We start from the raw sequence: 23,214 nt of genomic DNA on the forward strand, positions 1-23,214 counted from the left end.
TTGGACGATACCCGAGATATCGCGAATGTACAATTACCGAAACCTGCAAACAAAAACAGCGCCTGTGGGCGCTGTTTTTTCAGTTACATTACGAAAGGAGAATCAAGGAGAAAGGTCAGCGCCCTCTTCACCCTCTTTCGGACGTGGCATCAAGTCTTCTTTGGAGATACCCATTGCAACAGTCGCGTTTGCCGCGATGTAAATAGATGAGAAACAGCCGAACACTACACCGATCATCATTGCCTTGGAAAAACCCGCCAACAATTCACCACCGAAGATGAAAAGTACAGTCATTACCAAAAACACCGTAACGTGAGTCATCAACGAGCGGGCCAGTGTTTGGGTCATGGAAATATTCACAATTTCGATAGGGTCCATCGCGCGCAACTTGCGGAAATTTTCGCGGATACGGTCGAAAATTACGATGGTATCGTTAATGGAATAACCAATCAGCGCGATGATCGCCGCCAACACATTGAGATCGAAATCCCATTGAAAGAAGGTAAAGCAGGCAAGGGTTACCAGGGTAACATGCACCAAACCAACTAATGCACCGACGGAAAACTTCCACTGGAATTGCACTGCAACGTATAAAAATACCAGCGCAAACGCAAACAGGATGCCCAAGCCACCGCTATCGCGAAGCTCGTCACCAATTTGTGGCCCAACCGACTCACTACTGCGCAATTGAATAGAGGCACCGGTAGCTGTTTGCAATTTTTGTAACAGTACCTGACTGTAAACAGACTCCAAACCTTTCTCGATGGCAACAGTGGTGTAACCGTCACGCTGACCGATAAGCGTGCGGCCAAAACGTTGCGAATCAAAAATATTGGATTGGGTAATTTGCTCAGGTGTCGCATTGCTGATCACTATTACATCAACAAATCCATCCAGTTCCCGCGTCGGGCGGGCCACTTCAAACAGCGCAGCGCCATTACCTAATTTTGCGATCTCGGCTGTAATTTGATCGCGACCTTTCAACGACATTTGATCCTGGGTACGAATCATAACGTCGCGGTCACTACCAAAGGTTACCGCAACAGGGCTGTGAAGATTTTCCTCTTCCAACACATGACGAATTTTTACCAGATCGGCTGGACGATCAAATTGCACTTCCAGCTGTGTACCACCGGTAAAGTCCAAACCGAGTTTGAATCCTTGAAACACAATAGATGCAATCGCCAGGATCGCAATAACAATTGAGAATGCGTTCGTATACTTACGAATTCCCATAAAGTTAATAACTTTTAATTCATGAGTCATAGCCGCGCTCTCTTATACGGAAATTTTTTGCAGATTTTTTTGACGGCCATAAACCAGGTTCGCCAATGCGCGACTTACCATGATGGAAGTAATCATGGAAGTAACCAGACCAATCCACAATGTGATCGCAAAACCTTTAATTGGACCAGTGCCTACGGCAAACAAAATAATTGCCACAATCATCGTTGTCAGGTTCGCATCGAGAATCGTAATAAAAGCGCGCTCATAACCGGTATAAATTGCCTGCTGAGGAGAAGCGCCGTTGCGCAGCTCTTCGCGTATCCGCGAGTAAATAAGTACGTTCGCATCTACCGCTACCCCCATGGTGAGTACGATCCCCGCGATCCCCGGCAAGGTCAGTGTTGCACCGAACATTGACAATACGGTCATCAATAACAGTACGTTAATAGCCAGAGCGATATTGGCAAAGATGCCGAACACACGATAGAAAACCATCATAAAGATGAACACCATGATCAACGCCCAGATACAGGATTCAACACCTTTTTTGATGTTATCCGCACCGAGTGATGGACCGATGGTTCGCTCTTCAACAAAGTGCATAGGCGCAGCAAGTGCACCGGCACGCAACAGCAACGCAAGCTCAGCTGCTTCACCGGGTTGATCCAAACCGGTGATACGGAATTGGATACCCAATGCGCTTTGGATAGTGGCCAAACTAATGACTTTACGCTCGATATATTGCGTTGCTTTTTCAACTTCTTCACCTGCCGCATTTTTTACAATTTGCGTACGGGTTTTGTATTCGATAAACAGAATGCCCATTTGACGGCCGACATTGTTGCGCGTCACGCGGTTCATTTTGGTTCCGCCGAGATTATCGAGCGTGATATTTACTTGCGGTTGGTTGGTTTCCGGATCGAAGCTGCTCTTCGCATCGGTAACGCTGTCGCCAGTCACGATAAGTTGTTTTTCCAATACAGCATTCCCACGCTGCATTTGCATCAACTCATCTTTGAAAGGAAATTCTTCTTTGTTTGAAACCAAAGTATCGGGCGATGCGGCCAAACGGAATTCAAGGTTAGCGGTTTTACCGATAACACGTTTGGCTTCTGCAGGATCTTGCACACCAGGTAACTGCACAATAATACGGCTGCGGCCCTGACGTTGCACAATAGGTTCGGATACACCCAATTCATTTACGCGGTTACGCAAAGTCACCAGGTTTTGGTTGAGTGCGTAGTCCTCAATTTCTTTCACCGCTGCTTCACTTAAGGTAGCGACAAATGAAAATTCCTCCGCGTCTGCTGCTGCAGTTTGTTTTACAAATTGCATACCTGGATAATCGCCACGCAATGCACTGATAGCCTGGTCAACAGATTCTTGCGTACGGAAACGCGCTACGATTTGGTTGTCTTTATTAGCCACGATAGATGAATAGCGCAGCTTGGCTTTGCGCAATTTATCTTTCATATCATCCGCGCTGATCAATTGACGCTTGGCCACTGCAGATTCGCTGTCAACTTCCAACAAAAAGTGCACACCACCCGCGAGATCCAAACCTAATTTCATTGGCGCTGCCCCCACTGCTTGTAACCAGCCAGGTGTTGTGGGCGCACTATTCAAAGCAACGATGTAGCCGTCGCCCAATGCGCGTTGGATAGCCGTACGCGCATGCATTTGTGCTTCATGACCTCTCAGGCGAACCATGGCCGAGTGACCATCTGACTCAGCGCCGAAGTATTCGATGTTGGCGTCTTTCAATGCCTGCTCGATACGCGACTGCACTGCCGCATCGATAACTTTCGCACTGGAGTCGCCCGATACCTGTACAGCCGGATCAGGGATATAAATATTAGGAATGGAATAAATAAAACCTATTGCCGTCAAGGCGATAAGCATCAGGTATTTCCACAGCGGGTAGCGATTTAGCATATATATTTCCCAACTTATCAACGGCGGGTTTTGAAGTCGTTTCGATTCGCTGTACCGCTCAAATCGTGTACTTTAATTCGCCTACTTTTCTACTTGCACACAATCAAATTGCTGACTGCGGTATGGTCTAAGGCGCCGGATTATACCCTTTAATTCACTTACAACAACGGCGAAGCGATCATTGTTGGGGCGCCGGCGGAACTTCCAAGCCTTGGCGACCATAAAAATCTGCCAAAAATGCATCAAAAGTGTTATCACTCAAGGCCTTACGTATATCCACCATGATCTGTTGGTAATAGCGCAAATTGTGAATAGTATTAAGTTGCGCGCCCAACATCTCGTTACATTTGTCCAAATGATGCAAGTAAGCGCGGGAGAAGTTTTTGCAGGTATAGCAATCGCACAAAGGATCAAGCGGTCCAGTGTCTTCGCGATACCTGGCATTGCGCAATTTGATCACGCCTTCGCTGGTGAATAAATGACCGTTGCGCGCGTTACGGGTCGGCATTACGCAGTCGAACATATCCACACCGCGACGCACGCCCTCTACCAGGTCCGAAGGTTTACCCACACCCATCAAATAACGCGGTTTATGCTTGGGCATTTGCGGGGTGAGGTCTTCCAGGATTCGCAACATATCTTCTTTAGGCTCGCCGACCGACAAACCGCCAATCGCATAACCATCAAACCCGATGTCAACCAAACCACGCAGGGATTCACCGCGCAGGTTTTCGTACATTCCGCCCTGCACAATGCCGAAAAGTGCAGACGGGCTATCGCCATGGGCAACTTTGGAGCGCTTCGCCCAGCGCAGCGATAACTCCATTGAATCGCGCGCCTCATGCATACTCGCCGGATAGGGTGTGCACTCGTCAAAAATCATGACGATGTCCGAGCCCAAATCCCGCTGCACTTGCATCGATTCTTCAGGCCCCATAAACACCTTGCTGCCGTTGATCGGTGATTTAAAAGTCACACCGTCTTCGGTGATCTTGCGCAACTTGCCCAAACTGAAAACCTGAAAGCCACCCGAGTCAGTGAGGATCGGCCCTTTCCATTGCATAAAATCGTGCAGGTCGCCATGCGCCTTTATCACTTCAGTGCCGGGGCGCAGCATTAAATGGAAGGTGTTGCCCAAAATAATTTGCGCACCTATATCTTCCACATCGCGCGGGGTCATACCTTTCACAGTACCGTAGGTTCCTACAGGCATAAATGCCGGAGTCTCGACTGTGCCGCGCGGAAACTTCAACCGGCCGCGACGCGCTCTGCCCGTCTGGCTATCTAATTCAAATTCCATAAAACATTGGTTAGTCACGATCTTCTCTCTGGCTTCTGCTACATGGGGTTAAGGAAAAGGTACTCAGTTAGACGCGCTCACTGGCTGTTGCGCAGCAGCGGGATTGCGGGTGATAAACATGGCATCGCCATAACTGAAAAAACGGTACTGCTGTGCAACCGCTTCCTTGTATGCCGCCATGGTAAAACCATAACCGGCAAAGGCCGATACCAACATAATCAACGTCGATTCCGGCAAATGAAAATTGGTTACCAATGCATCCACTACCTGGAATTGGTAACCGGGATAAATAAAGATATTGGTTTCGCCCTGATAAGGATGGATCGCACCTTTTTGCGCGGCATCAGCATAACCTTGCGCAGCAGATTCCAAACTGCGCACACTGGTTGTACCCACGGCGATAACACGCTTGCCCGCCGCTTTGGTTGCGCGCACCAACTCACACACCTCGGGCGATACCGCCATAATTTCCGAATGCATCTGGTGCTCGACAATATTATCGACGCGCATATTCTGGAAAGTCCCAGCGCCCACGTGCAAAGTCACAAACGCGGTGTTAACACCTTTTGCACGCAACTGCTCCAGCATCAACTCATCAAAATGCAAACCGGCAGTCGGCGCCGCAACAGCCCCCTGCTCTGTGCTATACACGGTTTGATAACGCTCGCGGTCGGCAGCAACATCGTCCCTATCTATATAAGGAGGTAGCGGCATATGGCCGATACGATCCAAAACAACCAACGCTGAATCATCGCCCAGGAATTCCCATTCAAATAACGCATTGTGACGGGCAACCAATTGCACGCGGGTGCCGTCCTGCAGCATAACCTGCGAATCCACTTTGGGCGCTTTGCTGGCGCGGGTATGGGCAAGCACGCGGCGATTATCCAGCACGCGCTCCACCAGAATTTCCACCTGCCCGCCCGATGTTTTCTGGCCGAACAAGCGCGCGGGAATCACGCGGGTATTGTTAAACACCATCAAATCGCCCGACTCAACCAGATTGAGCAGATCGGGAAATAGCCCATGCGTAAGCTGCCCGCTCGGACCGTCCAACTGCAATAAACGACTACCCCGTCGTTCTGCAGCGGGTGCACGGGCAATAAGGGAATCGGGCAAATCGTAAGAAAAATCCTGGCGGCGCATAACAATCAGACAGCTTTTAAAAGGGATTGGCGTGGAAAAGGTCGGCAGGGTAACCCAATTTATGGCTGTTGCAAAATTACCTGCATCAGACTTGCTCTAATTTTATATATGATGGCACCGAAGTCCGAATCCGGTGCGTCAAGGACTCAATCATGTCCAAGAATTAACTGCTTTTTGATCAAGTTGTTTAGTAAATGCATCAACAGGATTACTAAATGGCGGCTTTACGAAGTTTTCGTAATAAGTGTTTGACACACAGGCGCAAATCATTAAAATGCGCACCACTCGCCAGTGTGGCGGAATTGGTAGACGCACCGGATTCAAAATCCGGCGCCCTTAAAGCGTGTCGGTTCGAGTCCGACCACTGGCACCAAATCCGAAAGGGGCTTACAGCAATGTAAGCCCTTTTTTATTGTCGAGATTATTGCCCCATATTTTTTACCTCCCAGTTTTGCCCACCCACAAGCTTCATATCCATCTCGCTGTGAAAAATTACCTAAATACCAAGGCACTATTTCCTCGAACACAATCGCAGACACCGCTACTCTGGCAACCAGAACATTAAGGATTCTCAATGTTCTTGAGCAGGTCTATCTAACGTTTAAATAGACCGTGTTGTTAACCATTAGAAGGAGTTTCGTTATGAAGCCGCAATTGTTATTGAGGCTGGCAACAGCCTGTTCCCTTTTTCTATCCAGCCATACCCTCCTGGCCCACAGCGCTGCCGATGCCCCGGAAGGCGGCTTGCGCGAACTGGTAGCCCAGAGCGCAGCAATCGCTTACGGCAAAGTCGTGGATATCGAATACCGCAATTCCGAACCTACCCGCGAAGAACCCAAAGGCGTACCACATACATTTGTGACTTACGAAATTGGCAAAGTATTTCGTGGATATCTACCCGAAAAAATTATTCTGCGTATTCCCGGCGGTGCTGATGGTAGCGGCGGTGCTTACACCGAAACCACTGCGCCGACGTTTGCACGCGGCGAAGCGGATGTACTGTTCATCCCGGGTGGTGAAGCCGGCGATTGCCAATTGGTAAATTGCGTTGAAGGGCGTTTCCGTGTTGTTGATGAGCGTATTTACAGCGGCTTTGGTGTACCGCTGGTAGCGGCTGAAAAAACACTGGAATTTGGTGGCAAACCACGCTTTGAATTAAACACTATGGAGGTACCCCGCCCTGCATTTGATAAGGTAATCAAACAACCGGATGCAGCACGTTTTATTGAGGCAAATAAAATCGACAGCAAAGGTCTGGAAGAACTGCGCAAGAAATACGAAGCAGAAGCTCCAGCGCTTTATCGTATTAACATAAATGTTGAGGGCTACACCAAACCAGATGATTATTCCGGGGAAGCACCAGCAAGTATTATTAAAAAATATCGCGAGCCATTACTCACCGATGAATTTTTTAAATTGATCGAACACTTCAATGCTGAATTGGGTCAACCGGATTCAAGAGTTGTACTGGCCAGTGCCAAAGCAGCATTTACCGTCAAGCCGCCGGTGGCTGAACTGGTAAAAGAAGTGACAGTAAGCACGCCAAGACCCAGCGCCGAGGAAATCGAATTCCTGAAGCAGTCGGATGAGCCTGTTCGCAAAACCGCGACTGTTACCAGCGCGCCATTAACCGTTAAGTAATATAGGGAGACATATCATGTTACGGTTTAAATTATTAATTAGTTCGTTAATTGTATTGCTGGCACAACCAGCATTGAGCGCCTCCTGGCTTGAGTGTAATGGCGACAGCGGCAAAAAATTGCGCTGGAGCGGCAACTCTACTACTGCACGAATCAACACCATCAGCTTTTCCGGTAATAATCTGACTGCAGTACAACGCGGCATTACCGCTACTAACGCGAATCCATCGCCGTTTGTGGTGAACACCGTTACTGAAACCGGCGGTGTTAGCAGAGGCAACGGACAAAATGAAATCTATGCAAAAAATATTTCACCACCGGGTGTAGCACAGATGAATTACCACTGCTATTGGTTTTTCGGCTGGCACTACGGCTTGGATGAAGTGGATATTGTGTTGGATTCATCCCGCAGCTGGACCAGCTCTACCGCAAAAAGTGCCAACTTTGCCTATACCGGAAGTGCGCTGCCAATTGATGCTGTAATCACTCATGAAGCAGGACATTTCCTCGGCTTGATGCATGTTAATTGGGAATACAACGTGATGGGGGATTCATGGCGTCATCATCACACCAACGGGACAATTGCCAATACCTATTTCGGTGAGGACGCGTCGCACGGTTCACGTGTTCTGTATGGCAATCAGGCAAGTGCATTTAATGATGTATCCGTCAGTCACTGGCGCCGTACCGGAGCCGATGGTGAATATTCCAGCCACGACCGGGTGCGTATCCGTAACAGTGCTGACACTGCCACCTTGTCGCCAATCACCATTGCCGGTGAACCAGGCTTTCGTGTAACACGCGGTACCACGGTACGCCCTGAGTTCACACTGGAAAATAATGGCAAAACAACGCAAAGCAATATCAGCTTTGGAATTTATGTATCCACTAACGATTTCATCAGCACCAGCGATAGAAGAATTGGCGGCGGTACCTTTGGTTCACTCAGCCCGGATGACGTATTGACCACCACAGTTGCGGTCGCTATCCCAAATGATCTGACAGTGGGCCAAAATTATTGGCTTGGAATTATCATTGATGAGAAAAATGAAATTTCCGAGACCAATAACACCAACAACATGGCTTATATTCCAATGCGAATTCAATAAGCGGGCACCACTCGTATCATGCAATCATAAAAAACTGCCGACACAGGAATGTGTCGGCAGTTTTTTATCAACTCATAGCTAGCAGTCAAAGCCCGTTTATTTCACCTGCGGTGACATCCACTCAACCACATCTTTACTCAGGTCGCGCAGGCATTTACGCGTTGCGGAACAAACCGTCGTGCCGGTATTACCCATATCCATAATATTGGTTGATGGGGAAAACTCGTTTAAGGTCATGATGGCGCAAGTGTGTTTCGCCGTTACCATATCCTCACCTTTTATTAAGGCGGCGGTAACTTGAACTTTCGGTAACGACATATCCTGCTTTACACCAAATTGGCGATCATGCCCGCCCAATACCAATTGCTCAATATCAATCGCCAACACCGGGATCACACCATTGCGAATTTTGTCGGCAGTAGCAACCGCCTCAAGCTGTATACCATTGCCTTGTGCCCGCTCGACAAGATTGCTGACCAATACTTTATCTATTTCACAGGGAAATTCAGATTGCTTATATTTGTAGCCCTTCACATTGAAACCAATGTTTTGGTTAACGTAGACGAGCGGTGCATTGGCGCCCAATGGGGCTGGTTCCGATGCCGCTGTTGCCAGCAATGGACAAGTAAACAGAGAGATGAGCAGTGACAGTTTTATAGGTGGGAATTTGATATGTAAGAGTTTCATAGCCTTACCTTTTATGCTGGTGATGCAGTTATAGTGCTGGTGTAATGACACACCCAGCGGTAACTCACAGGATGTGTGTGAGATGAATATATTGCAAATGGCGATGAAAACACTGACCATACAAAAACCTCGTGCTTACCTTTTGCTTACCAAATTTTTCCATTTAGAAATCAATAAGATAGAAATTATTTAAACGCGTACTTTACTTGTATTCAGCAACTCATTTCTTGCAAAATTATACTCATAGTCGCGTCTCACCCGGTGAATCGTGACTCAAGCAACTAATAAGAAAAACTTACCGAAAAAGGTACAACCATGCTGACCGCAACAAGGCTCGTGCTGTAATGGACGCCCATCAAGAAACCAGCTTTATGCTGGGCGATGTCAAAGTCTCGCCCTCACACAACACACTCCGGGTGAACGATCAAAGCCTTAAACTACAACCCAAGGCCATGGCGGTATTGCATTATCTCGCTCGTAACTACGACCGCGTGATCAGCAATGAAGAGCTGATCGAGCACTTGTGGAAAGGCCGCGTTGTCACCCATGGCTCAGTACAAAAAAGCATTAATGCGCTGCGTAGCGCCCTGAATGAATTGATTGGTGACCATGAGTTCATCGCACATTATTCCAAGCGCGGTTATCAACTCACGCTTGAACCACAATTTCTCACAGCGGAAAACCCGGAAATACAAGTCGTCGCCAATAACATCGAAACTCCGGCTGCCAACCATAACCACTGGCGTATTGCACTAGGCCTTATAGGCTTGGTAACGGTCACTATTGCAATCTATAAAGGCGTTAATTGGAATACCCTTTACTTACCAAACAATCACCAAACTGTCTTTAACTCGATCCAGGGCTACACCAATGAAACCGGACACGAGCGCAGCGCGACGCCGCATCCGGATAACCAACACATCGCCTATATCCGCGAAAAACCAGCTGCCAATCAGCCGGGCGAAACCGAGAGTGAAATTGTGGTTCGCGATGCAGCGGGCAAAGACTGGCGCATCGCCAGCAGTAACGACACATGGTTCAAATTAGCATGGTCGCCTGCCGGTAAAAATTTGGTCGCAATTGAAATCAAGCGACGCGACGGCTTACCACTCGGTACCCAATTTTATCAACCGCCGAATTATCTCTATTCCTTCCATATTTTTGCGCTGGATCTTGCGCAAAATCGTTTGCTTGAGAAACAACAACTCAGCCAGTGGCAGGGGCAGATATTCAGTGTCACCTGGTGGGATGACACTACGCTGGAGATTGTTGCCAAACAGGGACCAAATTCCGGCAATGGCCGCTATCGCTATTCGATTGCAGACCAACAATTAAAGCTATTGGATGAATTTGAAGGCGCGGCAAATCCGGTCGCCAGCGCAATTCTCAATCAAAAAACGGCGCTGGCCAGTCGTTATAAAAACCGTATTCAAATTGACTTCCTCAACGCGCAACAAAAGCCGATAAGCCGTACGCGGTTAGATATAACCGCCGCGGATATGAGCTGGATTCCCGATGGTAGCGGTGTTCTGGTTTATGCCGAAGCCGAGCGTAAATTAATTGCCGCTTATTTGGATGGTAAACAAGTTATTATCCCATTAGCAGATAGCAAAGATAAAATTTTCGCGCGCCCGCATTACAGTGCAGACGGCAGTGGTATTTTTTATACCGAAGAAAAACGCAGTTCGAATATTTTATTATCAGCATTGGACGGCACTAAAAGCCGTCTCACTGAAAATACCGATTTTAACTACGCCGCCAGTTTTTCCCCGAATGGAGAGAAAGTGGTTTACGCCTCGGTACGCAACAATCAAATTCATTTATGGCTAGTTGAGAATGGCCAAGAACATCAACTCACCAAGCAACCTGTGCCGAAAAAAGTAGAAAGCATTATTTGGTCAGACAATGGTGAGCATATTATGTTTAATGCAGACAGCCAGCTCTATCATCACAATATACTTACTACCGAAACAAATTTACTTTTGAGTGATACCAATAAAATCGAACCCATAGCCTACGCACCTGCTAACAACCAAATTTTTGCGCTCAAATACAATGGTGAGAGTAGGAACCTGTGGCGCATTGAAGGCGAACAGCAAAAGCAACTTACTTTTGGTGCAGTTGCGTCTGCTGTCGAATTTAGTGGTGATGTATTTTTCCAATATGTTGGCGAAAATGGTTTGTGGGCGTTGCGTGGCAACAATGATACGCTTGAACAAGTAACCCCAAACCTTAATCAATACAACAAATTGCTCAAAGCAGATAATAAGGGAATTTACTTTATCACCGGCGGAATCTGCCAGGAATCAGATGTTTATTATCAGGAATTCACCAGCGCAGACAAAGTAGTATTTATAACGCAGAAAAACAGCGCCGTATCAACCACATCATTTAATATCAATAAAGGGTTGTTGCAAACGGAGTGTTATTTGTCTGAGGCGAATATTGTGTTGATAAAGTGATATGGGAAGGGACAAATTTTTTACGTCTGCCCCTTTTCATTTAATAGATTTAATGCATCAAAAAACCGCAGGTAGCTTCCAGCGCAAAAACGACAGCCTGCTCCTGCACAGCAGCCCTATCCCCATCAAACTGTTTTAATACCGTTTTAATTTCGCCTGTTGCTCTCGCCCAGGCAAACCATACTGTGCCAACCGGTTTTTCCGGTGAACCACCGCTTGGGCCCGCGATGCCGCTGATAGCGACTGAAATATCAGCACCGGAAATAGTAATCGCTCCGCGTGCCATTTCTATGACGACAGCTTCGCTGACCGCACCTTCACGTTCGAGGGTTTCAGCGGATACGCCGAGCAGTTTTTCTTTAGCGGAATTGGCATAGCTGACGATGCCATATTCAAACCAGGCGGAGCTTCCAGCAATCGCGGTGATAGCGGCGGCGACTCCGCCACCGGTGCAGGATTCGGCCGTCGCAATATGCCAGCTGCGCTGTAATAAATGTTCGCCAAGGCGCTGGCTTAACTGACCTAATTGATCATTCATTCTATTGCCCCAAGGTGATGCGCGGATTTGATGGCGCTAGTGTGCCGTCATTTGCGTATTGACGCTAGCAGCGGAAACTTTCAAACGCGTGCAGGAAGGCGATCTATACTCCAAGCCATAACACTTGCGAGAAATTCAGCGTGCAGACAATTCCCGGTTATCACATCAAAACACTGCTTGGTGAAGGCGGTATGGCTAAAGTGTATTTGGCGATACAAAAATCACTCGACCGGCCAGTGGCGATTAAAGTACTGGATGCTAGCCTCAATCAGGACCCGATCATTCAGCAGCAGTTTGAGCAGGAATCACTGTTGGTGGCGCGCCTGAGTCACCCGAATATTATCCAGATTATCGACAAAGGCATTAGCGAGCAGCAGTTACCCTACTTTGTGATGCCCTATGTCAAAAGTATTTCGCTGGAAACTGTACTGCCGCGCAAAGATATTAGCCTTACCCGCAAGCTGGATATCCTGATCCAACTTTGCAGCGCCCTCGCTTATGCCCATCGCAACGGTGTGGTGCACCGCGACATTAAACCGGCCAATATTTTGGTCGATTACGATGGCCATGCGTATCTGGTGGATTTTGGTATCGCCGGTTATTTCACTGCCAACAACGAAGATAACGAAAATAAAAAAGAAATGGTGATGGGCACGGGCGCCTATATGGCGCCGGAGCAACGCGAGGGAACATCGCACACTAACCAGCTAAGCGATATTTATTCGCTGGGTGTGTTAATACATGAATTGATTTTTGGCGTAGTGCCCCTGTTGGCGACAGAGCAAACTTACGAAGCGCAACCACAAGACAAATATTCGATTATCATAACGCTGCGACCGCTCATTAATCGCTGCATTGAAGCTAATCCGACCAAGCGCCCCATCTCGGTCGATGAAGTTCGACAACAATTATTACTCATTGCGCAAGGGCGACATTTGCAAGTCAATCGCTGGGGAACAGAAGCTACGCGCGATAATATTCCACCTAATTACATCTTGCTTGATGTATTAAAAGAAAATCCCTTTGGCGCAACTTATGTAGTGAATGATCCAAACCGCCAACGCTTTTTAGTCATCAAAAAACAAAATCTGGATCATCTCGGCAATGCGCCGCAATGCGCTACCAAACTCACTCAGGTGCAACATCCACATATTGCACGCATTTACGGCACCGGAAAAAATTCCCGGGTATTTATCAGTGCAATGGAATATTTACCTGCTGGCAGCTTGCAAGAACGCCTCACCCAATCGCTCAGTTTTGGCCAGTGCCTGACTATCGCCCAGCAACTTTGTAACGCCCTCGCCTGTGCGCATTCTTATGGAATCGTGCACGGCAATTTGCGCCCCAGTAATATTTTGTTTGCCGGGAACAACCATCTCAAATTAAGTGACTTTGGTTTTCCCGCACACAATTACGGCGACGACGCCCGCTGGTATCAACCCGCCAATGAACCCACTTCAAGCAACACCGATGTCTACGCCCTCGGCGCAATCCTGTTTCAATTATTCACTGGCAATTTACCCAGTACTGAATACTGGGGTTTAAAAAACCATTGGCAATTGCGTAAAACACCCAAAAAATTGCGCACCCTCATCTTACACATTATCCACACTAATCCCACCAAACGCATCGCCAACGCCGAACTCGCCGGCACTGCTTTTAACCAGATCCAGGGGGAGCAAAAAACGCAAGTGTTAGAGAAGATGGTTAGCATCTGAGACGTACATTCACAATTCCTCTCCCTGCTTAAAAGTCTCCTGCCTCACTTCCCGCTTTCTCGTGCCACATATCTCATTGATAATATAATTAGATAATAGACCATCCCTCTATTGACAGTTCTTTACAGCCAAGTACAATTAAAATATAAATATGATATATAAAAACAAGCAAAATAGAGGAAACTATGAAACACAACTCACCATCCGGATTTGCCCGCACCAGCCTGTTTTTAGCCATCAGTATATTAGCTCCCCTTACCACTCATGCGCAGGACAATGAACCGATTGAAGAAGTCGTCATTACCGGTAAATTCCTGAAAAGCTTACAGTCAGCAATGGAAGTCAAACGCAACTCCGCCAGTGTCGTTGAAGCCATTTCCGCCGAAGATATCGGTCAATTGCCCGATGTTTCCATCAGCGACTCACTTAAGCGTTTGCCCGGTCTGGCGCAAGATCGCGACCGCGGTAATGGTAGCCAGATTTCGATCCGCGGTATGGGCGGCATGCTCGGCTTCACCACCCTTAATGGCCGTGAAGTGGCGATTCTGGAAGAGACCCGCAATATCCGTTACGACCAGTTCCCATCTGAATTGATCAACGGTGCACAAGTGTATAAAACCCCGCAAGCTTCAATTGCCGAAGGCGCCGTATCCGGCAGCGTAAATCTGGACACCATCAAACCGCTGGAGTACGACTCAACCAAAGTCGTTGTTGATGTGCGCGCAACCTCATTTGATTTGGGTAGAGACATTGATGACGCTGCAAGCGATGGGATCGGCCAACGTTACAGCATTTCTTATATCGACCAATTTGCCGACAACAGCCTCGGTGTAGCACTTGGCTACTCAACCCGCTCCGAGCCAATCGCCACCCAGCGCGCAGAGCTGTGGAACTATGGTGATACCTGGCATAACACCCAATGGAACGATGAACTCGGTACAAATGTGATCGCACCTTGGGGCGGCTCCGCACTGGTGCGCGGTGGCGAAGACGAGCGCCAAGGCGTGATGGCAGCTATCCAATGGAAACCGAATGACGATCTGGAAATCGCCTATGACGGTTTCTGGTCCTCATTTAATGTGTCTGAACAACAGCGCGGTTTTGATTTCCAGATCGCTGATACCTACGCCGACCAATGGGATTTAATCGACACCATTCCCACTGCTTATACCAATACCGACCTGGGTGCGAATGCGGTGGACTTGCTCTCCGGTACTGTAGGATTGAGCAGCCTGCGTAACATCAACGAAGAGTATGTGCAGAATGACGAACTCACTAGTCACGGCTTAAACGTAAAATGGACGCAAGGGCTGTGGAGTGTCGCTGCTGACACGGGAGTATCTGAAACCAACCGCGACAAGCGCTGGGCTTCTATCCGCACTATTGTTAACAATCCCGGCCGCGCAACCTTTGGTGCAACCGGCGATGGCCGTATGATCTTCGATCTGCTTGACGCTGACCTGACTGATCTGGCGAGCAACAGTATTGGCGATATCCAGGTACAACCTGATGCTGAAGGTGGCGACAAACTCACCTCCTTCAAACTGGATGTACAACGCGACCTCGCAGTCGGCATCCTGAAAGCAGTGAAAGTAGGTTTAGCCAGCTCCAGCCGCGACAAATTTGAACACAGCCAAATCTGGACCCAAAGCGTCATGCAAAACACCGGTAGTGCTATTCCGGTAAGCGCTGTGATTAATGCCAAAAGCGACAGTTATTGGAACGACCTGCCTGACTATCTGAGCCTGGATCGCGGTGCATTAATCAGCTATTACTTCGGCAGCTTGAAAAACCCAAGCCCCGGTGATGCCGACGATCTGATCGCCAGTTGGGATGTGAGCGAAGATATATTTGCGCAATATATCCAGGTCGACCTGGCCACTGAAATCGCCGGCCGGTCATTGACTGGTAATATCGGTGTGCGCCATGTGGATACCGATACCATTTCCCGCGGGTATCAACAAGGTGAAGATGTCTGGGTAGAAGTGACTCCTGGCAACTGGCAGCCACAAGCAATGATCGAGGCCATTTCTGTTGATCACGACTACAACGATGTATTGCCAAGTACCAACTGGACTCTGTCATTGACCGATGAACAACTGATTCGCTTCGCAGCCGGTAAAACCATGGCGCGCGCGCCAGTAAATATGATGAGTCCGAGCCTCAATTTGAATCAGGATCTCTGGGGTTCCAACCCGGGTGAATCCACTTCTGGTAATCCCAGGTTGAATCCATTTCGCGCCGATCAAGCAGATCTGGCATATGAATGGTATTACTCCGAAGGCTCACAAGTTGCGGTGAATCTTTTCTACAAAGATCTGGAAAGTTTTATCGCTCGCGCTGCAGACGCGGAAACTGTGGTGAGCAACGGCAAAGAGTACAAAGTATCGCGCCCTATTAATGGCAGCGGCGGCTATATTCGCGGCTACGAATTGCTGTGGCAACAATCGTTTGATTTCTTACCCGTACCGTTTAACGGTTTGGGTATTTACACCAACTACTCGCACAACGAATCCAACGTTGAACAATTTGTGCCGCTTTACAGCGAATACAAAGCACAGCTCACCGGCCTATCCGAAGACGTTGCCAACTTCACGCTCTGGTACTACCTGAATGGCTTTGAAGCGCGCGCATCTTACAGTTATCGCAGTGCATTCCAGCGCGACATCAATCTAGTAATGGGCGAAGAAGGTATGAACGATTCAGAAGGCTATTGGGATTTGAGTTTGTCGTATGAATTCAACGACCATTACAAAATATCCTTCCAGGTACAAAACCTGACTAACGAGCCATATAAAACCTATGGTTTGGAATCCAACAATCCACATCATATCAACAAGTATGAAGAATTCGGTACTCGTTACTCTGTTGGCTTGAATTGGAAACTGTAATTCGTATTCATTAATTTTATTAAATGTTGCTGCTGGATCTCTTCCCTTATTTACGGCTGCATTGGCAGCCGTATTTTTTTATGGAAGCGTTCGGAATAATGAATAAGTAACAAGTGAATAATCGAGAAAAGCTAATGAAAAAAATATTGCTGCTGCTCACTAGCTATATTGTTTGCAATGCGCTGGCAAACAAACCGGAATCAATTGAAAAACCATTTTATGTCGGCGCTGATCTATCCTATGTCAATGAAATGGAAGATTGTGGCGCAACCTATTATGAGCAAGGGAAAAAACAGGATCCCTTTGCACTCTTTGCCCAAAAAGGCTCTGATATTGTACGGGTTCGCCTTTGGCATAATGCCGATTGGACCCAATATTCCAATCTCGCCGATGTGAGCAAAACACTACAACGCGCGAAACAAAACAAGATGAAAACCCTGTTGGATTTTCATTATTCCGATACCTGGACTGATCCGGACAAACAATTTATCCCCAAAGCCTGGGCACACATAAGCGATACCGATGAACTCGCCCAAGCACTCTATAGCTACACCAGTGAAACATTGGCCGCACTCGATGCGAAAAACCTGTTGCCGGATATGGTGCAAGTTGGCAACGAAACCAATATCGAAATATTACAGCAAGAAAAATCGATTGTGCACGGCATTCCCAACTGGCAACGTAATGCTGTGCTGCTGAATAGCGGTATCAAAGCCGTGCGTGACTACAGCAAAAAATTCAATAAAAAGGTCCAAATTGTATTGCACATAGCGCAACCGGAAAATGCACTCTGGTGGTTCAAACAAGGCACTGAAAATGGTGTGAAAGATTACGATATTATCGGCCTCTCCTATTATCCCCAATGGTCCAGCTACAAATTACCGCAATTACCCGATGCGATTAAAGAATTGAAAAGCACCTATCGCAAAGACGTGATGATTGTGGAAACTGCATACCCTTGGACATTGGAAAATTTTGACAAAGCTGGCAATGTATTAGGTGAAAAGGCGTTACAACCGGAGTTTCCGGCCACCGCCAAAGGCCAACTGCTGTATCTGCTAACCTTAACCCAGCTAGTAAAAACCAGCGGCGGCCTGGGTGTCATATACTGGGAACCGGCTTGGGTAAGCACCCGCTGCAGAACGCTATGGGGCAAAGGCTCCCACTGGGAAAACGCCAGTTTCTTTGATGCTACACGCCATAACAATGCCCTGCCCGCATTTTTGTTTTTCTCGGCAGAATACACCGAATAAATCTTGGCCATTAACAAGATTGACAAAGCGAGAAATATAGTAAGGTAAAGCACATAATGAGAAATGAAGTGAGAGGCAACATGAAAAAATCCCTACAGCTCTTCAGCGCACTGGCACTCGGCAGCTTGATCAGCGCCTGCTCGCCATCACCAAAGCCAGGTTTTATCAGTGATAGTAATTACGATAAAGACTGGCAATTTTTTCGCAGCGAAAACGCGCTCGATTTAGCCACCGCCCAAAAACAACAACACTGGGAAACAGTTCAGATTCCACACACTCCCAAAATCGAACCCTTAATTGTGAACGAACAATTTCAGGGTGATGCCTGGTATAAAAAAACTATAGTGGCAGATAAAAGCTGGGCCGGAAAACAAGTTTCATTGAAATTTGAAGCAGCAATGAATGTTGCCGAAGTATGGCTTAATGGAGAAAAGCTCATCACCCATGTTGGCGGTTATTTACCTTTCACCGTTAACCTTACTGAAAAATTAAAATGGGATTCAGAAAACACCCTGATGGTGCGCCTGGACAACCGCGACAATGCCGTCACTGGCCCCAAGCCTTTAAAAGATTTAGACTTCAATACCTACGGCGGAATCTATCGCCATGTTTATCTACAGCTGAATAATGATTTACATATTACTGATGCAGTAGCAGCTGGAAAAACAGCGAGCGGTGGTGTTTTTGTAACCTATCCGCAAGTTACTAAAGACCAGGCGACTATCAATATCAAAACCCATGTATTTAACGCGCATATCGATCCAAAGAAATTCCGTGTAGTACAAAAATTATCGGACGGTGAGAAAGTTATTGTTGACCAAACCAGTATTTTACAAACAGTTAATGGTAAGAGCGATGCGGAAAACACCATTGAATTATTACTTGCCAAACCGCGCCTTTGGTCACCGAAAACCCCTAACCTCTACAATCTGGTTACCCGAGTGTATGAAGGTGATTCATTGGTTGATGAACAAACCTTACGTATCGGTGTACGTGAGTTTAGATTTGTTGATGGACAATTATTTATCAACGGCGAGAAAACATTTTTGCGCGGCGTAAATCGCCATCAGGAATATCCTTATATAGGCTACGCCACATCAGATGCAGCAGATTATCGCGATGCAGTAAAAATAAAATCAGCCGGTTTTGATTATGTTCGCTTGTCACACTATCCACATTCACCTGCGTTTATGGCCGCTGCTGATGAACTTGGTTTAGTATTATTGGATTCTATTTTAGGTTGGCAATACTTTTCAGAAGATCCGGCATTCCAGGCACAGATCCAACAAACTTGCCGCGATTTAATTCGCCGCGACCGCAACCATGCATCAGTAGTTGCCTGGGAGTGCTCACTCAATGAATCATGGATGACTGAATCTTTTATTGATTCGCTTACCAACATTGTTCACGAAGAATATCCCGGCGCTATGTCTGCGGGCTGGCAGGAATATGGTTACGATATTTATCTGCAAGCGCGTCAACACCGCTTGGAGCACTATAACACCCCAAATAAGCCCTATGTGGTCAGTGAATATGGCGATTGGGAATACTACGCCATGAATGCCGGTTTAAATCAAACCGAGTGGGCCAATCTGCTGCAAGCTGATAGATCCAGTCGCCAACTGTTAAGCGACGGTGAAACACGTTTATTGCAACAAGCAGCAAACATTCAGGAAGCACACAACGATAACTTCAATACTCCCGCATTTGCCGATGGTTACTGGGTCATGTTTGATTACAACCGTGGCTATGCGCCAGACCTGGAATCTTCTGGCATCATGAGCATTGATCGCCTGCCGAAATACAGCTACTACTTTTACCAGAGTCAACGCGATGCGAATGAAGTATCGGATAAGTTTGCATCTGGTCCGATGGTATTTATCGCAAGTGAATGGAATGAAAAATCGGATAAGAATATCCGTGTATTCAGCAATGCTGATGAAGTCGAATTGATCCTGAATGGAAAAATAGTTGCAAAGCAAAAACCGGATACCAATGCCAACAGCAAAAATCTGAATCACCCTCCTTTTACATTCGCCTTGCAAAAATTTGAAGCAGGTGAATTAAAAGCGACTGCTTATATCGCGGGAAAAGCGGTTGCTGAACATAAGGTTGTTACCGCAGGCGTAGCCACTAACTTACGATTGACTGTGGACACCAGCGGTAAGACGCCGCAAGCGCGTGTTAATGATTCAATTTTTGTTTATGCACAGCTAGTCGATAGCAAAGGCAATCCGGTACGAGATAATAATGTGCCCGTAACATTTAATGTTGATGGCGCAGCACAATTAATTAGCCCCACTGAAGTTGTCACTACCAACGGTATCGCCAGCGCGTTGATTCAAATTGGCGATTCACTTGAGGACATTGATGTGGGCGCAGAAAGCAATGGAATCACTTCATCAAGTGTAGATATTCGATAAAAACATAAAACCATTTTTACAATGCGCCAAATTATTGTTTGATGCATAAAAAAACCGCGCCAGGCGCGGTTTTTTTTATTACAACACTTGTTAGGCAGCACGTTTACGTGCAAAACCCAACGCTGCAATACCCATTCCAAACAGTACAAGACTAAAAGGTTCAGGCACTGTCGTATTTCTTACATTAGTGAACACAAATTGGTGATCGTTGTAGTCAATATCACCCAAATTTGGCAAATCCTCAAAGCCAATATAGGTGCCAGCTGGAATCCAGGCATCACCGGCCCAATCAGTAGAATAAGTGTGATTTAAGCCATCTGAATTACTGGTGGCGAGGGAATACCAGGAACCGGATGTAGTCAACACTTGCAATTCAAACACTAATTCGTCACCAGCTGATACGTTTCCAAAAGTGTATTGATCACCATAGGATGACGAGTGGTTCTGCAAACCATAATCACCAACCTGAACTCCATTTGCCCAAAGGCCAATTCTACTGGTGTAGCCAGCACTGGTCGCGAAAAAGTACGCAGTAATAGCACCATCTGCTTCAGCAACAAATGAGTTTGCTGGAGCTGGTGTACCAATGTCCGGATAAGGGATAGGACCCGCTTGAGCAGACATTGCCAGTGAAGCGCATAAAGCAACTGCGGTCAGACTTACTTGTTTTAACATATCTATTCTCCATGAATTAAAAGGCATTAGCTAAAGTTCAAACACAAACGATCAATACCTGAAGGAGCAATTGCCATGCCATATCGAATAATCGATAAAAATCAGAGAGATAATTTTGCTCTACAAATAAGTCAAGCGAGAAGCGTCAAATACTTCGACACCGCTAAATTGAGAAAATAAACCGGCAGATAACCCACCGGCTTGGTTTATAGGGAGGGGGAAAATTAGCGTTTTGCGCGGCTTAATCTTTCTATAACAGAAATCATAAGATCAATTTCCTCGCAGGTGTTATAAAATGCAAAACTTGGGCGAACAGTTGTTTCCAAACCAAAGCGGCGCAAAATGGGTTGCGCACAGTGATGCCCGGAACGTACCGCAATACCTTCACGATTTAATTCAACACCCACCTCTTCTGTTTTATAACCAGCCAGCACAAAAGACAGCACACTTGCTTTGTTCGCAGCAGTTCCAACCAAACGTACACCGGGAATTGGTTGCAAGCGCTGGGTACCGTAAACCAACAAATCGTGCTCGTAACGTGCAATACGATCCATTCCAATACGCTCTACGTAATCAATCGCCGCACCCAAACCAACAGCGTCAGCGATGTTACCTGTACCTGCTTCAAAACGATTAGGCGCTTCCTGAAAAATGATGCGATCGAAAGTGACATCAGCAATCATGTTGCCGCCGCCCTGCCAGGGTGTCATTTTTTTCAGATGTTCTGCTTTACCGTAAACAACACCAATCCCGGTAGGACCAAAAACCTTGTGACCGGAGAACACAAAAAAATCTGCATCCAATGTCTGTACGTTAACACGCATATGAGATACGGATTGCGCGCCGTCCACAACAACCGGAACACCGTTAGCGTGAGCGATATCGATTATTTCTTTAATCGGTGTGACAGTACCTAATGCATTGGACACTTGCGTAACGGAAACCAATCTGGTTCGACCGTTGATTAATTTGCTGAACTCTTCCAACAAAATTTGGCCGGTATCATCAACTGGGATAACGCGAAGTTTTGCACCAACACGTTGTGCCAACATATGCCAAGGTACTATATTGGCGTGATGTTCCAATTGCGAAACGATGATCTCGTCGCCCTCACCTACTTGTTGCTGCCCAAAAGTGTTCGCCAGTAGATTGATACCTTCGGTTGCTCCGCGTACAAAAATAATTTCATCCGCTGATTTAGCACCAAGAAATTTTGCAACCTTATTACGTGCGCCCTCATAAGCATCAGTTGCACGCGCCGCCAATTCATGCGCAGCACGATGAATATTGGAATTCTCATGCTCATAAAAATAACTGACGCGCTCAATTACACTTTTCGGTTTCTGTGTAGTCGCCGCATTATCAAACCATGCCAACGGCTTACCATTGACACGCTCGGATAAAATTGGAAAATCGCGACGAATCGCATGCACATCAAACCCGGAGTTCTCTGCTGCAAAATGTCCTGATTTTGCCGTATTACCAAATACCGGTTGTGCCCCGGAATCGAGAAAATAAAAACGCGAATCAGGAGCTGGAGTTACTGTAGGAGCAGGTGAATCAAATTTACTAAAACTGAATTCAGCAGCAAGTAATTGTTGAATATCCGGCTCACCGGGCAAATGCGCTGCATTAGGTGATACCCGATCTGAACCCACTTGCGGCTTATGATAATCGCCCGCATTGGATTCCAGACCTTGAGGCACTTGCAAATCAGGGTTCGCTTGCGATCTGGCGGGAGCGCTAGTCACGAAACGATTATCGGCCAACAATTCACGTAAATCATTTTCATCCGGCAAACCAAATTCATGCGGTGAAACCTGAGTTACTAACTGATCAATCTGCAAATTCGCCATAGGGTAATTACTGGCGTTATCCGCAAAATAATAAGTCGGTGCAGGAACAGCGGCGGCATGTTGGTCTGTAGTGGGTGAAGTAAATGATGGGGTTTCACTGGTGCGACCGAGTTGCGGGCGCTGCTGACCATTAGCAAAACCCGCTGCCGGAATATTGGGTTGCAAACCGGATACAATCGGCAAGGCTGTAGTTGGCAGCGACTGAAATATTTCGTTGGCCATAGCGGCAAGAGATTGGAGGTCAGGCAAACCTGGATGCTCGGACATATCAGCACTCTTTTAAATGTTCGCTAACCCGCTGCATGGAAATTTTCCATAGCAGCGAATTATTATCGATGTTAAACCAGTTACTTA

Annotated in this window: 15 protein-coding genes and 1 tRNA gene; 8 read left to right on the plus strand and 8 right to left on the minus strand. The window is 46.9% G+C overall.

The genetic code is table 11. The features are described 5' to 3' along the window. Positions 1–102: 102 nt before the first annotated feature. The 4 genes from secF to queA all read right to left on the minus strand — a co-directional run bounded on the left by secF (position 103) and on the right by queA (position 5,608). Positions 103–1,266: a protein translocase subunit SecF gene (gene secF, locus AC1RJL_RS18350; RefSeq protein ID WP_492916712.1), complete on the minus strand. Its 1,164-nt coding sequence runs from the start codon at positions 1,264–1,266 to the stop codon at positions 103–105. 12 nt (positions 1,267–1,278) lie between these two features. Next, on the minus strand, positions 1,279–3,162 hold the full coding sequence (secD, locus tag AC1RJL_RS18355) for a protein translocase subunit SecD (RefSeq protein WP_492916714.1): 1,884 nt from the start codon (positions 3,160–3,162) through the stop codon (positions 1,279–1,281). A gap of 178 nt (positions 3,163–3,340) precedes the next feature. Further along, on the minus strand, positions 3,341–4,462 hold the full coding sequence (tgt, locus tag AC1RJL_RS18360) for a tRNA guanosine(34) transglycosylase Tgt (protein ID WP_492916973.1): 1,122 nt from the start codon (positions 4,460–4,462) through the stop codon (positions 3,341–3,343). Positions 4,463–4,525: 63 nt separating this feature from the next. Continuing rightward, complete coding sequence (gene queA, locus AC1RJL_RS18365) at positions 4,526–5,608, minus strand: tRNA preQ1(34) S-adenosylmethionine ribosyltransferase-isomerase QueA (RefSeq protein ID WP_492916716.1); 1,083 nt, start codon at positions 5,606–5,608, stop codon at positions 4,526–4,528. Positions 5,609–5,895: 287 nt separating this feature from the next. On the opposite strand from queA, the gene AC1RJL_RS18370 reads away from it, so the two are divergent. The 3 genes from AC1RJL_RS18370 (at position 5,896) to AC1RJL_RS18380 (ending at position 8,357) form a co-directional block, all read left to right on the plus strand. Then, positions 5,896–5,981, plus strand: a tRNA-Leu gene (locus tag AC1RJL_RS18370). A gap of 269 nt (positions 5,982–6,250) precedes the next feature. Beyond that, positions 6,251–7,249, plus strand: coding sequence for a hypothetical protein (locus AC1RJL_RS18375; protein WP_492916718.1), 999 nt, complete (start codon positions 6,251–6,253; stop codon positions 7,247–7,249). Between the two features lie 16 nt (positions 7,250–7,265). Beyond that, complete coding sequence (locus AC1RJL_RS18380; protein ID WP_492916720.1) at positions 7,266–8,357, plus strand: CARDB domain-containing protein; 1,092 nt, start codon at positions 7,266–7,268, stop codon at positions 8,355–8,357. A gap of 96 nt (positions 8,358–8,453) precedes the next feature. Here the strand turns inward: AC1RJL_RS18380 and AC1RJL_RS18385 are convergent, their stop codons facing one another. Further along, a complete protein-coding gene (locus AC1RJL_RS18385) occupies positions 8,454–9,044 on the minus strand; it encodes a hypothetical protein (protein ID WP_492916722.1) in 591 nt (196 codons plus the stop codon). Positions 9,045–9,388: 344 nt separating this feature from the next. On the opposite strand from AC1RJL_RS18385, the gene AC1RJL_RS18390 reads away from it, so the two are divergent. Beyond that, positions 9,389–11,506: a winged helix-turn-helix domain-containing protein gene (locus AC1RJL_RS18390; RefSeq protein ID WP_492916724.1), complete on the plus strand. Its 2,118-nt coding sequence runs from the start codon at positions 9,389–9,391 to the stop codon at positions 11,504–11,506. 49 nt (positions 11,507–11,555) lie between these two features. Here the strand turns inward: AC1RJL_RS18390 and AC1RJL_RS18395 are convergent, their stop codons facing one another. Continuing rightward, positions 11,556–12,044 carry a CinA family protein gene (locus AC1RJL_RS18395; protein ID WP_492916726.1) on the minus strand — a complete coding sequence of 163 codons (489 nt, stop codon included), beginning with the start codon at positions 12,042–12,044 and terminating at the stop codon, positions 11,556–11,558. 140 nt (positions 12,045–12,184) lie between these two features. Between AC1RJL_RS18395 and AC1RJL_RS18400 the strand changes: the two genes are divergently transcribed. The 4 genes from AC1RJL_RS18400 to AC1RJL_RS18415 all read left to right on the plus strand — a co-directional run bounded on the left by AC1RJL_RS18400 (position 12,185) and on the right by AC1RJL_RS18415 (position 20,329). After that, entirely contained in the window at positions 12,185–13,762 is a 1,578-nt protein-coding gene (locus AC1RJL_RS18400; protein ID WP_492916728.1) for a protein kinase domain-containing protein, read from the plus strand. Positions 13,763–13,947: 185 nt separating this feature from the next. Beyond that, positions 13,948–16,653, plus strand: coding sequence for a TonB-dependent receptor (locus tag AC1RJL_RS18405; RefSeq protein ID WP_492916730.1), 2,706 nt, complete (start codon positions 13,948–13,950; stop codon positions 16,651–16,653). Between the two features lie 134 nt (positions 16,654–16,787). Beyond that, positions 16,788–17,906, plus strand: a complete 1,119-nt coding sequence (locus AC1RJL_RS18410) for a glycoside hydrolase family 53 protein (RefSeq protein WP_492916732.1) — start codon at positions 16,788–16,790, stop codon at positions 17,904–17,906. 80 nt (positions 17,907–17,986) lie between these two features. Continuing rightward, entirely contained in the window at positions 17,987–20,329 is a 2,343-nt protein-coding gene (locus AC1RJL_RS18415) for a glycoside hydrolase family 2 protein (protein WP_492916734.1), read from the plus strand. A 90-nt stretch (positions 20,330–20,419) separates the two neighbouring features. Here the strand turns inward: AC1RJL_RS18415 and AC1RJL_RS18420 are convergent, their stop codons facing one another. Together AC1RJL_RS18420 and AC1RJL_RS18425 are read right to left on the minus strand one after the other, a co-directional pair. Next, positions 20,420–21,004, minus strand: coding sequence for a DUF4114 domain-containing protein (locus AC1RJL_RS18420; RefSeq protein ID WP_492916736.1), 585 nt, complete (start codon positions 21,002–21,004; stop codon positions 20,420–20,422). A 224-nt stretch (positions 21,005–21,228) separates the two neighbouring features. Beyond that, complete coding sequence (locus AC1RJL_RS18425) at positions 21,229–23,127, minus strand: family 2A encapsulin nanocompartment cargo protein cysteine desulfurase (protein ID WP_492916738.1); 1,899 nt, start codon at positions 23,125–23,127, stop codon at positions 21,229–21,231. Positions 23,128–23,214: the final 87 nt, after the last annotated feature.

The organism is Cellvibrio sp. GW822-FHT04B05, assembly GCF_058800985.1.

Coding starts and splice junctions, on each gene's coding strand:
- AC1RJL_RS18425 (WP_492916738.1), bottom strand. CDS start 23,127: ATGTCCGAGCATCCAGGTTTGCCTGACCTCCAATCTCTTGCCGCTATG.
- tgt (WP_492916973.1), bottom strand. CDS start 4,462: ATGGAATTTGAATTAGATAGCCAGACGGGCAGAGCGCGTCGCGGCCGG.
- queA (WP_492916716.1), bottom strand. CDS start 5,608: ATGCGCCGCCAGGATTTTTCTTACGATTTGCCCGATTCCCTTATTGCC.
- secF (WP_492916712.1), bottom strand. CDS start 1,266: ATGACTCATGAATTAAAAGTTATTAACTTTATGGGAATTCGTAAGTAT.
- AC1RJL_RS18390 (WP_492916724.1), top strand. CDS start 9,389: ATGGACGCCCATCAAGAAACCAGCTTTATGCTGGGCGATGTCAAAGTC.
- AC1RJL_RS18405 (WP_492916730.1), top strand. CDS start 13,948: ATGAAACACAACTCACCATCCGGATTTGCCCGCACCAGCCTGTTTTTA.
- AC1RJL_RS18420 (WP_492916736.1), bottom strand. CDS start 21,004: ATGTTAAAACAAGTAAGTCTGACCGCAGTTGCTTTATGCGCTTCACTG.
- AC1RJL_RS18380 (WP_492916720.1), top strand. CDS start 7,266: ATGTTACGGTTTAAATTATTAATTAGTTCGTTAATTGTATTGCTGGCA.
- AC1RJL_RS18415 (WP_492916734.1), top strand. CDS start 17,987: ATGAAAAAATCCCTACAGCTCTTCAGCGCACTGGCACTCGGCAGCTTG.
- AC1RJL_RS18410 (WP_492916732.1), top strand. CDS start 16,788: ATGAAAAAAATATTGCTGCTGCTCACTAGCTATATTGTTTGCAATGCG.
- AC1RJL_RS18395 (WP_492916726.1), bottom strand. CDS start 12,044: ATGAATGATCAATTAGGTCAGTTAAGCCAGCGCCTTGGCGAACATTTA.
- secD (WP_492916714.1), bottom strand. CDS start 3,162: ATGCTAAATCGCTACCCGCTGTGGAAATACCTGATGCTTATCGCCTTG.
- AC1RJL_RS18385 (WP_492916722.1), bottom strand. CDS start 9,044: ATGAAACTCTTACATATCAAATTCCCACCTATAAAACTGTCACTGCTC.
- AC1RJL_RS18375 (WP_492916718.1), top strand. CDS start 6,251: ATGAAGCCGCAATTGTTATTGAGGCTGGCAACAGCCTGTTCCCTTTTT.